Genomic DNA, 13,070 nt, shown 5'->3' on the forward strand with positions numbered 1-13,070 from the left:
GCTGCCAACAAAATCCCGCAGAATGCGAAAAGCCAAGGTTAAATCTTCATACAACATGGCTTCTTTACGATGTTTTTGTTTGCGCTTCTGAATTTTACTCCAGAGTTTTTTTAAAAAACGGGCGTCCTGTACCAACTCAACTTCACAAGCACCGTCGGCAGCGGTACGGACAATAAAACCACCGTTGTCATCATCCAGGCAACTGCTGACAATGTCTTTTAAGCGCTGACGTTCCTGTTCACTTTCAATACGTTGCGACACACCGACATGAGGCGAACCCGGCATAAATACCAGATAACGTGAGGGTAAAGTGATGTCTGTTGTCAGCCTGGCCCCTTTGGTGCCCAAAGGGTCTTTGACCACCTGCACCAGCAGATATTGGCCTTCATGCACCAATAAACGGATGTCTTTGACAGTGCTTACTTTCACTTCAATATCGCTGGCGTCACGTTGCACTATGTCGGAGGCATGTAAAAAAGCGGCTTTATCCAGACCTATATCCACAAAAGCCGCTTGCATACCCGGCAGCACCCGGCTGATTTTGCCGATATAAATGTTGCCCACCAAACCATGTTTGGCCTGACGTTCAATATGCACTTCCTGTAATACGCCATTTTCAATCAGCGCCACCCTGGTTTCGCTGGGGGTGACGTTTAATAACAGTTCTGCGCTCATTGCTTATCCTGCAGCTTATTCAGCAGTTGGGCGGTTTCATATAAAGGTAAGCCAACCACGGCAAAATAACTGCCGTTTATTTTCGGAATAAAACAACCAGCCAGACCCTGAATACCATAACCACCGGCTTTGTCGGTTGGTTCACCACTGTGCCAATAATCCAGCATTTGTTGCTCAGACAATTCGCTAAACCAGACCTCGGTTTTGATGGTGTCTGACCAAATCTGGTCTGGCGTTGCCAGCGCAATAGCTGTGTACACCTGATGCTGACGGTTTGACAACAACTGCATCATACGGAAAAAGTCGGCTTGATCGGCAGGTTTGCCAAGCACTGCACCGTCCACTACCACTATGGTATCAGCTCCAAGGGTCGGCAAAGGCTCAGTCGTTTGTTGGGCGGCAAGGCCGGCAGCGGCTTTTTGCCTGGCCAGTCGCAGGACATAGTTGGTGGCGGCTTCACCGGGCAATTGGGTTTCGTCGATATCCCCCCGCACCAGTTCAAACTCCACCCCAAGCTGGGACAAAAGTTCACGGCGACGGGGTGAGGCTGAAGCTAGGGCTATTTTAGGCATATCACTGAATTTTAAATTGACGCCTGGTACGGCGTAAGAACCAGAAAAGATAAGGCCAGACTATCATGCCGGTAGCGACCGGCCATAAATAGGCTGCCCGAAAATAAACACCGGTCAGGAAATGGCTAAACCAGAACACCACCAGATGATACAGCGCCAACAACAAACCAAATAACAGGCTTTGTTGTAACACCGAAAAGTTACGGATTTTTAAATGGTTAGCCGCCACTATAAAACATATCAACGAATAACCAAAAGCGTTGACACCCAGCACAGTGCCGACCATCACATCGACCAGAAAACCCAGCACAAAAGCAGTGCCAATACTGGTTCTGTTTGGCAGCGCCAGCACCCAATAACAGAGCACCAATAAAGGCCAGTCTGGCCGGAATAATTTCACCGCAGCGGGCAAAGGCATTACGTTCAGCAATAACGCCAGCAACAAGGTCAGATGAATAATTAAAAAACGCCAGGAGTTTTGCATCAGTCCTGCCCTTGTTCGGCTTGTTTCAGCTCTTCAACAATTTGTGGATCTGCGCTGCTGATGCCCTGATGGGGCCACACCAACAAGGCATAACGAATACGGTCCAGTTTGGCATAAGGTTCGGCAGTGACCTGCAAAAACGGCTGACGGGCATCACGATGCACCCGCACTACTTTGGCCACCGGATAACCTTCAGGAAAGACGCCATCCAGACCTGAGGTTAACAAACGATCACCTTCACTGATATCAGTACTGTGTGGCAAATGAATTAACCGCAATGAATCGGATTGACCTATCCCTTCAGCCACCACACTTTGCCCTGTTCTTTCCACCCGCGCTGACATGGCATGGGTGTTGTCAGCAATTAATAAAGCTCTGCTGCTGCTGGGGCCCACACTGACTACCTGGCCTAACACCCCTAAATCGTCGATCAAAGGTTGGCCCACTATCACCCCGTCGCGTGAACCTTTATTCAGCACAATTTGATGACTAAAGGGATGGCTGTACACCGCCAGCACTTCAGCAATCAGCCTTTTACCTTCAGTCACCGGGCTGGCGCCAAGCAGCGCCCGCAATTTGTCATTTTCCTGCTGCAAAAACTGAAAACGCTGCAACTGACCGTTTTGCAACAACAAGGTGTCTTTTAAAGTGCGGTTTTCTTCCAGCAGTTTTTGTTGTGACATAAATTGTTCGGACGCACCAAATACCATGTCTTGCGGCAGATTTGCCAGATAAAACAACGGGCTGACGGTCGCCGTCAGGTATCCCCGCAGTTGTACTGAGCTATTGGTGTAATGATCAAGGGTAATAAGCCCAACACTTGCCAGCAGGGCAAAAAACAACCGCAATGGCAATGAAGGGCCACGATCAAGTAGAGGTTTCATGGCTAACCCTGAGCAGAAGGTTCAGTTAGTCGTAACTGAACACATCGCCGCCGTGCATGTCGATCATTTCCAGTGCTTTACCACCACCACGGGCCACACAGGTCAGTGGATCTTCAGCAACAACCACCGGAATACCAGTTTCTTCCATCAGCAGACGGTCTAAATCACGCAGCAGCGCACCACCACCGGTCAGCACCATGCCACGTTCAGAAATATCAGAGGCCAGCTCCGGCGGAGACTGCTCCAGCGCCACCATTACGGCAGAAACTATACCTGCCAATGGTTCTTGTAGTGCTTCTAAAATTTCATTGCTGGTCATAGTGAAACTACGTGGCACACCTTCGGCCAGATTACGGCCGCGCACTTCAATTTCCAGAATTTCATCACTTGGGTAAGCTGAACCAATTTCGGTTTTAATACGCTCTGCTGTGGCTTCACCAATCAGAATGCCGTAGTTACGACGGATATAGTTGATGATGGCGTCATCAAACTTGTCACCACCAATACGCACTGAAGATGAATACACCACACCGTTTAACGAAATAATGGCCACTTCAGTAGTACCACCACCAATGTCCACCACCATAGAACCTGTAGCTTCTGATACTGGTAAACCAGCACCAATTGCAGCGGCCATTGGCTCGTCAATTAAATAGACTTCACGGGCTCCGGCGCCCTGAGCTGATTCACGGATAGCGCGGCGTTCTACCTGGGTAGAACCACAAGGCACACACACCAGCACTCTTGGGCTTGGACGCAGGAAACTATTGCTATGTGCTTGTTTAATAAAATGCTGCAGCATTTTTTCTGTGACATAGAAGTCGGCAATTACACCGTCTTTCATCGGGCGGATAGCTTTAATATTGCCTGGGGTACGGCCTAACATGCGTTTAGCGGCATGACCCACAGCGGCCACTGTTTTAGGGCCACCGGCCCGCTCCTGACGAATAGCAACCACTGAAGGTTCGTTCAGTACTATGCCTTGATCTTTGACATAAATAAGGGTGTTGGCTGTGCCCAGGTCAATTGACAGGTCGTTGGAAAATAAACCGCGTAATTTTTTTAACATGAAAAGAATTAATCCTACTTAGTGGGGCGCCAACAACAGTCGGGAGGGCTGAAGATACCCCTGTGGTCCCGACAAGACAAAAAGTGCGCATATTTTAAGTAACAATGCGCCAAGAAAATAGCTCTATCTTACACATTTACAAAATTAAACCAAGCTTCATGCCAAAGCATATGACAGCAAAGGCTGCTGATTGGACTGCGCAATCTGACTTTGGTTGCTTCTTTAAAAAAAGTTAACGCTGGTGGGCTGAATAAAGGTTAATTTTCCCGCCAGAAAATTTGTCTGTTGTTGCCGCGAAAACTACCAAATACAGCTTCAGCCTGTGGGTTTTCCAACGTCGGGCCGTTGGCTGGGTTCCAGTCGTACTGCAACCAGGGCGCATCACTCAGTTGATACTGCAACGGATAACGGCTTTCAACCCCGGGTGCCTGTAATAACAAATCAAAAGCGTTGCTTAAGCCTTGCTGCAAAGTGGCATCGTTGCCTGACGCAGTGATCGCAGGCCGGCCTGTGCTGTCGATGATTAAACGGGCAGGTTCCACCACACTGCAGGAGTCCTGGTCATTGTGCACAAATAAACTGCCGTTAAAATATTCGGCTTTGAGTTGCACCGGCAGATCATGTTGCTCCGAACCCAGCGCGTTCATTAGCTGTAACCGGCCATAACGCCATTCCAGATCAAGGTTATGTAACACTTTGGCACTGCAATCGGCTGTTGCATCACAATCCGTTGTGGTGCTGGCATTTAAATCCAAATCATTCAGTTTGGTCACAGCACCGTCCTGGTCGTCGAGTAACAAAGCTAATTTCAGATCCTTAAAGGGTCCATCCGGCAGTGCTGTGCTGGGAGTGGCGGCAGGCACCGCCAATCTGGCAAAAGTGAAAGGCACGGCCAGCTGACTGGCTTTACCTGCATCCCAACTCAACAACTCAGGCAGAGGCGGGTCACCAACGATAATCCTGCTGCCGCGGTCCACACCATCATTATTATTTTCTGCCACTAAAGTAGCCTTGGCTTTGGCAAAACTATCCCGGTAATTGGTGGTCACCACACCGGCCAGATTATGGGCTTCCAGCTCAAAATTTAATTTTGCATACTGGTTCATATAACTGAAGTTGCCACAGGCCGGACTGACACTGCTGCTGATAAGCTCAAAACTGGCCGGCACCAGCCGCCCAAGCGCGGCCTGCGCATTGGCTATCGAGCTTTTTAGCTGAATATTGGCGCCCAGATAACCCGGAGTAGCGCTTTCGTTACTGCCAAGCTCAAACACCCCCACTTCATCAATATTCACTGCCACTGTGGTAATGGCATCGGCCGCCGCCTGATGGTTGTAGCTGGTGGGTGCTAAATTGCCATCAACACCACCTGCCGTCACTGCGGGTGCCAACACCTTGTGCTGCAGCGGAATATTCTCCAATTCAAAAGAAGGTGTAATACCGTTATCACAAAAGTTATCGTCGTCATCTTTTTGCCAGCTGTGTGCGCTGATATTTACGTTAAAATTTTCACCTGCTTTGGCCATCACAGTACAAGTTTCATCTGCCACAGCACAAGCAAGCGGCGTCTGCAGCTGCAAACACAGCCCGGCTGGTGAACTGACAAATGAATCGTCACCATTCAGCACCAGATTATTGTCAGCAGTAGCCACAGAACCTGTATAACGGGCGTTTAATTGGAGCTTGCCGGCATCGCTGTAATTTACGGCAATAGTGGCCTCACCATTGTTGTCAAAATTAAGCAGTAGATTCCGACCCGTAGCAAAGCTGGTGTTGAGCGTCTGATTATTGACTGTCATCAGCGGCACCGGATTAGCAACAGGTGCAATGGGGTCAACATAAGTCGACCAAAAACGCACAGTGCGGCTGACATTGGCGAAAGCGGGCACACATTGCTGAGTGTTGTCAGCAGTTTTTACTGCTTTCACCTTAATGCCATTTTCCGGTTTTCCCGCCAGCTTATCCGGCACCTCAAACACTAAACCGGCATCGGCAAAAGTCACATTACAGTTGGCGGCAGACAAAGAACTGCCGTTATCACACAAAGTGACACTGCCGGCTTTTTTCGCCGGTGTTGAGCTACTGACTCCAACGGTCACGGTAGCAGCCGTGGTTTGTTGCAAAGTGGCGGTGGCGGTGCCGCCGCTAAAATTCAGCACATTGCCCGACAAACCAGTGCCACTGACCCAACCTGAGGCCGGCTGCAAAGTTGCCGCAACAGTGCTGGTAATTAACTGGCTGCAAGAGGCATTGGCACAGGCTTTAATGGTAAAAGTTTCGTTTTTACAGGTGAGCGCCTGACCAGAATAGGCAAATTCAAAATGATCAATCTGACTGGCCGCAGCGCCATTACATACCACGCCACCCTGTAAACGGGTTAAGGCCGACGGGTTATAAGTGGCGTTTGAGTTATTCCAGCCGCTGATATCCCCTTTGGCGGTTAAACCACCATTAATACTGGCGTTGTTGCTAAAAAATACTGTTCCACCCACCAGTACAAAACCGCGGATCACTGAGTTATTAAATACCGTCAGATTGCCTGTCACCACAATCAACAGGTTTTCCGGTGGACCATAAGCATTTAACAACACACTGTTATTCAGTTGCAGGTTGCCATTGACAAAAATACGGGTAGTGGCGCCTGTGGTGGTCAGCACCGTATTGTTTGGGATCACCCGGCTGCCACTGCGGTAATCACCGGGGCCAAAGCTGCCGGAAAAACTATTGATGTTGGTTGGACTTGGCGGTGAATAACTGACCGCAGCAGGCACAGCACTGTATTCAGTAACAGCCCTTGGCCAGATATCGTCACATTCTTCGGCCACAACACTTAAAGCGCAGCACAACAACAGCAACAACAGCAGACTACGCATTAATAAGCCTCCATCCGAACCACCCGGCTGGTACTGATATCACCTGCCGTACAAAGTCCTGTACTTTGTAGTGCATATAAAGGCCTGCCGCTGTTATCCGGGTTTTCCAGCTGCTCGCAACTTAAAGTGGCGCTGCAACCGTCAAGACCCGGCGTATTAAAAGTAACAGTGCTGTTGGCGGTGCAGCTGGCACTGCCAATAATTGGAAACAGCCGTACTAAGCCAGTTTGCAAGCCAGATTGAGCCGCATTAAATGCACGATTGCCCTGCACTTCGTAACTGACAGCAACACTGCTGCTGATAAGCTGCCGGCCTAAAAATAACAATAGTGCCGACATCAGCAAAATCACAAAAAGTGCCATCACCAGCGCACTGCCGCGTTGTTTAAAGCTTTTAATAAAAGCATCAGGGTACATTCGGAATATGCACCTCATGGTTAAAAAATAAATCCTGCCCCTGCGAAGCCACAGGGCTAAAACGCCAGAATAAATGCAGCATAGCGCCGCGGTTTAAAGTGGCACCAGAATAACTAAATACGGCTTCGCTGCTGCTATTGTTCAGCCCCACAGCCAATAAATCACTATTCACCAGTGGCGGTAATGGCTGCGCCACTAAAAAACCATAATTGCTGTACCGGCGAAGCTCAGCGCCAACCCGGCAAATACTGACCGGCTGCGCCGCCAGATAAAACCGCCGCTGCGGCGATTCAGTGACAAAACTGGCAGGCTGTGCGCCTATATCAGCCAGACTGATTCTGCTGGTATGGGCTTTACCGTCGGCATCGTCCGGCGCATTTTGCACTGTGGCCACATCGGCACTGCGGCCCTGATTTAACGCATAAATATGACTGGCATCTGTTGGGTACACCGTCAGGCGCTGACCTGGCTGCGCCGTCCAGCCAGTGTTCAGGCTGGTGACACCTATCCAGTTACGCCGGTCCGGATACAGCGGCAAGTCACGGTAAATACCACTTTGTGCCAAAGGCGCAAATTCAACACAACTCACTGAGTTATCGGCAGTGGCCGCCACCCGCACGCTGCCTGGCACAGCGCCACGCACTTCACGCACCACCCGCTCCAGCGCAAAACGGCTTTGTTGCAACACTTGTTGTACTGCGTTGGCATCCATATACATACCGGCACCGAGGCGGACATAAGTGGTGACACCCACAGCCAGAATACTCAAAAGCAGCATCACGACGATGAGTTCAACCAGCGTCACCCCAAAACTGCGGCTGATGTGGCGGCTTTGCAGTGGCTGGCTGTGCATTACCAATTTCCTTTATAACCGGCAAAGGCAATAAGATCACCACCAGGTGTGGTCACCGTCAGGCTGATTTTTTTGGCCGCTGTATTGGCAAGGCCAACTTCAGTGCCGGCATAACTAACCAGCACCGACACCTGATAGTTTTTATAATGCGCGGCCAGACTCTGGTTCAGCACATTGACCAGACTGGCACCATCAACATTCAGGCAATGAAAATCGTCGACATCGTCATAAAGGTCACGGCTGGCTTCTTCAGTTGCCGCCGATAAACCGGTAGCAGGGCAAGCGGGTAATGTGGCAATACAGGCGCTGGCGCCTGTTTCATTACAGCGTAATAAGTTGGTGCCGCGGCTGGAGTTTTCATCAAAACTTAACGCCATTATTTCGTTCATCAGACTATGGCCAAGCTCAGCAGCCCGCACCTGATGCCAGGGTTCGGTGCTACGCACCAGCATAGGCCCCATGATCTGGCTGATCATTAAAATGGCAATAGCCAGCACCACCATACCAACAATCAGTTCTATCAGCGTAAAACCGCTGTGCCGCTTTAACCCGGGTCTTAACATCAGCTTTAACATGAGCTTTGATACCCACTGGCTGCAATACAAAGGCTGGCCTGTTGGCCTTGTTTTTCCAGATCAATCCGACAACCATTGGCGCAGCTGCCAAGCGGGCGGCCCCAGCTGTCAAATCTTAATAACAACGGCAATACACCAGTGCTGACGGTAACAGCAGCCTGACTTAAATCAATTTGTTGTGGCTTGTTGGCATCAAAGGCAAAACCGGCGGATGCTAAACAAGGATCGGACGTGGCGATAGCTGCGGCAGTCGGGGTAACCACCAGCGTCGGGCACAAAGTGCTGAGGCTCGCGGTATCTTGCATACTTTGCAGCTGAATTTGCTGGCTTAAGCTCAGTAGCTGGTCACGTTGTGCCAGCACTTCTTCGGTATCTACAGTAAAAAATTTCGGTAACGCAGTAACGGCCAGAATGCCGCCGATCAGCAAAACCACCACCAGTTCCACCAGAGTAAAGCCGGTTGTTTTTGCGTTCATCAGCAACATCCTGACCTGCAGGCTAAATTAACAGCCGTTAGTTTGCAGGGTAATGGTTGGTTGGGCACCCAGGCTGGCTGCTTGTACATATAACAACTGACAGGCTTTGGCTAAGTCAGTTTCGTACTCCAGCGCTGCCGGGGTAATCACCACTGTGTCACCTGGCGCTGCTGATGGCGTACTGCCATCGTCAATCACTGTCCATTCGTTGCTGTCCAACTCCAGTACCAGATTCACATCAGCTACTGTTGCCTGAGTGTAACCATAAACTACGTTGACCGCTGGGTTGCTCAGCAGCGCAGTCGCGTCTTTTTCTTTGCTTTGCAGCAGCGCTTTGCTGTACACCATGGCATTAGCCGATTCCAGCGAACCTTTTAGTGCGCTTAAAGTTGAGGCTTTGGCATCACCGGATAAATTTAAAAATTTAGGTGCGGCAGTGATGGCTAAAATGCCCAAAATCACAATCACAATCACCAGCTCAACTAAGGTAAAACCCTGATTTTTTTTCATAACGACTCTCTATGCTTTGTTTATACGCTGTCAACACAATCATTGTGCAACAGCACTACTACAACGACGGATTAAGGTTTATTTAAAAATGAACTCACCTGGCCGCTTACCGGATTATAGGTAAAACCATTGCTGCTGGCTTCATCTGTTGGTGCTGCAGTTAAACCAGCTGTCTGATGATAGACACAACGGTTTGGCGTGGTGGCCAGACGCACATAAAAGCTCACTTCTGCTAATTCTTCAGCAGTGGCGGCCGTAGTGCTTGAACTTGGCGCCTGCTGGAAAATTGAACTTAATACCGTCTGACAAGCAGCTGCTGTCAGGTTGGCTGCTGTGACACCACCAGCCGGGAAACCATTGGCAGTAGCAACTGAAACCGGAATACCGTCGTAATCAACGTTGACCACACCGGCAACGCCGGCAGGACGACCAGCCACTTCCCAGGCAGCACGAACTAAACCTACTGCAGAAGCAAAACCACCAGCTGTACCTTCAACAGAGACATTTTCTGCCTGCTCTGTCACATTTAAAAAACGGGGTAAGGCAGTTGCTGCCAATAAACCCAGAATAATAATCACGATCACTAATTCAATTAAGGTAAAACCTTGTTGCCGGCCCGACATGGATTTCATGTTGTCTGCTCCAGAAAATAGAAGTTAAGTTATTGTGTGTACTATCAGTAATTAATGACAGCTTTTGGCTTTATTGCCAAGTGCTGTTTTAACTGCTCTTTTTATAAGCACTAAGCATGTCCCACATAGGGGTAAAGATACCCAGTGCCAGGATCAACACCATTACCGCCACTATCACTATCAGGATAGGTTCGATTTTGGCTGTCAGGCTTTTTAAATCAAACGCCACTTCCCTTTCATAAAACAGCGCTACTTCCTGCAGCATATCGTCGACTTGCCCTGTTTCTTCCCCCACCGCCAACATTTGCATCACCAGCGGGGTGAATAAATTGCTCTGGCCTGATACCCGCACCAGACTTTCGCCACGTTCTATGTTACGCCGCATTTCGCGGATTTTTTCGCCCATATAATCGTTGTCCACAGCATCAGCCACCAGGCTCAGTGCTGAGGTCAGCGGCACACCAGCCCTTAACATCAACGAAAAACTGCGGGCATAACGGCCAAGGGTCGCTCTGTTAATAATGTCACCCATGATAGGCAACCTGAGTTTTAACTTGCTCCAGCGATAGCTACCATCAGGCGTTTGTAAATAACGGTACAACGCATAACTAAGCGCCAGCGTGGCCAATAACAGCCAGTGCCAATAGTTGATAAAAAAATTGGAGGTGGCCAGTAACACCTGAGTGGCCCAGGGCAACTCGGCATTAAACTTGGCAAACATACTGGCAAACTGCGGGATCACAAAAATATTCAGGATCACCATGGCAATCACAATGGCGGTTAATACAAAAATCGGGTAACGGGTGGCCTGAGTAATTTGTTTGCGGGTTTCCTGTTCCTGCTCAAAATAATCGGATAACTGCAAAAAAGCATCATCCAGCCGGCCGGTGTTTTCACCCACATGCACAATACTGACAATCAGCCGGTTAAATACTTTGGGGTGACTGGCCAGCGCCACCGACAAATTACGGCCTTTTTCCAGCTGGTCGGCTAAATCGGACAACACCACACGTAAAGACTTAGAGGCCGTACTTTCAGCCAACCCACGGATAGCGCGGATAATAGGAATACCGGCTTTCATCAGTGAATACATCTGGCGCGAAAATACAATCAGCTCAGTTAAACCAACCTGAGGTCCACCCAATTTTAACTGCCAGATGGACGCGCCGGGCTCCGGCAGCAATTCAATTTTCAGCGGTATTAAACCACGTCTGCTGAGTAAATCCGCCGCCGCCATTTCACTGGTGGCTTCCAGCACGCCATTTTGTGGCTGGCCCTGATTGTCGCGGGCGGCATAACGGAAATTGGCCATCAGAAGCTTGCCCCTTCATCCGCCTTTAAATCATCAAGCTCGACATATTCCGATACTTTAATCACTTCTTCCAGGGTAGTGACACCTTGTTGTGCATAATCCAGCGCCATATTACCCAGAGTTTTAAAGTCACTGTTCTGATAAGCAATATGGGCAAAATCTTCAGCGTCATTGCGGCGCAAGGCATCGGCCAGAGGTTTGTTAATCACCAGCAGTTCAAACACCCCCAAACGGCCTTTATATCCACTGTAATTACAGGACTGACAACCGCGGCCTTGCCAGAATTTCATCTCATCACGGGCTTTAAAGTGTTTTAACCAGGTTTGTTCCAGCTCATCGGGCTGATAAGGATGTTTACAATGGGGGCAAATACGCCGCACTAAACGCTGCGCCAGAATAGCCCGCAAAGCACTGGCCACCAGATAAGGTGCAGCGCCCATATCAATCAGCCGCAAAGTACTGGTGACAGCATCGTTGGTGTGTAAAGTCGAAAGCACTAAGTGACCGGTTAAAGCACCCCTTAAGCCCATTTCGGCCGTTTCCTGGTCACGCATTTCACCGACCATCAGAATGTCGGGGTCTTGCCGTAAGCTGGTTCTGAGCACACTGGCAAAATCGAGGCCGATTTTATGGTTAATCTGTACCTGATTAATCCGGGGTAAACGGTATTCCACCGGGTCTTCCACTGTGATTATTTTTACACCGGCCTGGTTCAGCTCACTGAGCACCCCATACAAAGTGGTGGTTTTGCCCGAACCGGTCGGCCCTGTCACCAGCACCATACCGTGTGGGCTTTGGATAATACGGCGTAATTTTTTTAATAAATGATCCGGCATGCCGGTTTCGTCCAGCGACAATAAGCCGGCCGACTGGTCCAGCAAACGCATCACCACAGACTCGCCATACTGCACCGGCATGGTCGACATCCGCACATCAATGGTATGGCCTTTGACTTTAATTTGAAAACGACCATCCTGTGGCAAGCGTTTTTCCGAAATATCCAAAGCGGCCATCAGTTTTAACCTGAGCACTAACGCAGAGGCGATGCCGGTTTCTTTTAAAATGCTTTCCTGCAGCACACCATCCACCCGCTGGCGAATGCGCAATACATGCTCATCGGGTTCAATATGAATATCGGACGCCCTAACCTGCACCGCGTCTTCAAACAACGACTGCAACAAACGCACTATGGTGTTGTCTTTGTCGTTGTCGCTGCTTAATGCAGAAAAATCAATGGCATCTGTGTCTTCGTATTCTTCCTGCAGCTGATGCGCGATGCTTTCAATTTCTTTGGTACGCCGGTACAGGTTGTTAAAAGCTTCAATCAGCTGACTTTCCCGCACCACGGCAATGTCGATCATTTTGGGTTCAAGCAGCGGCGCTATCTGGTCCAGAATAGATAAGTCGGCCGGGTCGCTCATGCCGAGTAACACCGACTCACCTCTGTCTTCCAGCACCAGCGCTCTTAAACGACGGGCATGCACTTCCGGCAATAACTGCGCAGCTTTAGGGTCAATACGGCGCTGGCTGATATCCAAAAAGGATACATTCAGCTGCTGCGCCAAAAACTGTAATAACTGATCTTCAGTTAAAAAAGCCAAATCAATCAGGCTGGCGCCAAGTTTGCGGCCCGTGGTTTTTTGTTCGGCCAGAGCCCGACTCAGTTGTTGTTCAGTGATGATGCCTTCATGCACCAACAAATCACCAAGTCGCATTTTTAAACGGGGTCTTTGCATTGG

General features: G+C 49.5%; 14 protein-coding genes. All 14 read right to left on the reverse strand.

The features are described from left to right. On the reverse strand, positions 1-675 hold a 675-nt coding region (locus RCH83_RS07425; protein ID WP_306520568.1), incomplete at its 3' end, for a ribonuclease E/G. Beyond that, positions 672-1,247 carry a nucleoside triphosphate pyrophosphatase gene (locus RCH83_RS07430; protein WP_306520570.1) on the reverse strand — a complete coding sequence of 192 codons (576 nt, stop codon included), beginning with the start codon at positions 1,245-1,247 and terminating at the stop codon, positions 672-674. The genes RCH83_RS07430 and RCH83_RS07425, both read right to left, overlap by 4 nt. 1 nt (position 1,248) lies before the next feature. Continuing rightward, positions 1,249-1,731, reverse strand: a complete 483-nt coding sequence (mreD, locus tag RCH83_RS07435; RefSeq protein ID WP_306520572.1) for a rod shape-determining protein MreD — start codon at positions 1,729-1,731, stop codon at positions 1,249-1,251. After that, entirely contained in the window at positions 1,731-2,615 is an 885-nt protein-coding gene (gene mreC / locus RCH83_RS07440; protein WP_306520574.1) for a rod shape-determining protein MreC, read from the reverse strand. Before mreC ends, mreD begins: the two co-directional genes overlap by 1 nt. A gap of 25 nt (positions 2,616-2,640) precedes the next feature. Beyond that, entirely contained in the window at positions 2,641-3,684 is a 1,044-nt protein-coding gene (locus RCH83_RS07445) for a rod shape-determining protein (protein WP_260655439.1), read from the reverse strand. A 257-nt stretch (positions 3,685-3,941) separates the two neighbouring features. Then, a complete protein-coding gene (locus RCH83_RS07450; protein WP_306520576.1) occupies positions 3,942-6,557 on the reverse strand; it encodes a DUF6701 domain-containing protein in 2,616 nt (871 codons plus the stop codon). Continuing rightward, a complete protein-coding gene (locus RCH83_RS07455) occupies positions 6,557-6,973 on the reverse strand; it encodes a type II secretory pathway component (RefSeq protein ID WP_306520578.1) in 417 nt (138 codons plus the stop codon). Before RCH83_RS07455 ends, RCH83_RS07450 begins: the two co-directional genes overlap by 1 nt. Further along, on the reverse strand, positions 6,963-7,826 hold the full coding sequence (locus RCH83_RS07460; protein ID WP_306520580.1) for a type II secretion system protein: 864 nt from the start codon (positions 7,824-7,826) through the stop codon (positions 6,963-6,965). Before RCH83_RS07460 ends, RCH83_RS07455 begins: the two co-directional genes overlap by 11 nt. After that, on the reverse strand, positions 7,826-8,401 hold the full coding sequence (locus RCH83_RS07465; RefSeq protein ID WP_306520582.1) for a prepilin-type N-terminal cleavage/methylation domain-containing protein: 576 nt from the start codon (positions 8,399-8,401) through the stop codon (positions 7,826-7,828). Before RCH83_RS07465 ends, RCH83_RS07460 begins: the two co-directional genes overlap by 1 nt. Beyond that, positions 8,395-8,877: a prepilin-type N-terminal cleavage/methylation domain-containing protein gene (locus RCH83_RS07470; protein WP_306520584.1), complete on the reverse strand. Its 483-nt coding sequence runs from the start codon at positions 8,875-8,877 to the stop codon at positions 8,395-8,397. Before RCH83_RS07470 ends, RCH83_RS07465 begins: the two co-directional genes overlap by 7 nt. Positions 8,878-8,904: 27 nt before the next feature. Next, positions 8,905-9,387, reverse strand: coding sequence for a type II secretion system protein (locus RCH83_RS07475; RefSeq protein ID WP_306520586.1), 483 nt, complete (start codon positions 9,385-9,387; stop codon positions 8,905-8,907). 71 nt (positions 9,388-9,458) lie between these two features. Further along, positions 9,459-10,019, reverse strand: a complete 561-nt coding sequence (locus RCH83_RS07480) for a prepilin-type N-terminal cleavage/methylation domain-containing protein (RefSeq protein ID WP_306520588.1) — start codon at positions 10,017-10,019, stop codon at positions 9,459-9,461. 88 nt (positions 10,020-10,107) lie between these two features. Continuing rightward, complete coding sequence (locus RCH83_RS07485) at positions 10,108-11,331, reverse strand: type II secretion system F family protein (protein WP_306520590.1); 1,224 nt, start codon at positions 11,329-11,331, stop codon at positions 10,108-10,110. Then, the gene (locus RCH83_RS07490; RefSeq protein ID WP_306520592.1) at positions 11,331-13,067 is read right to left on the reverse strand and encodes a GspE/PulE family protein; all 1,737 of its coding nucleotides are present in this window, start codon (positions 13,065-13,067) and stop codon (positions 11,331-11,333) included. The genes RCH83_RS07485 and RCH83_RS07490 overlap by 1 nt, the downstream gene beginning before the upstream one ends. Positions 13,068-13,070: the final 3 nt, after the last annotated feature.

The organism is Rheinheimera sp. (assembly GCF_030824435.1).
Lineage (GTDB): Bacteria > Pseudomonadota > Gammaproteobacteria > Enterobacterales > Alteromonadaceae > Pararheinheimera.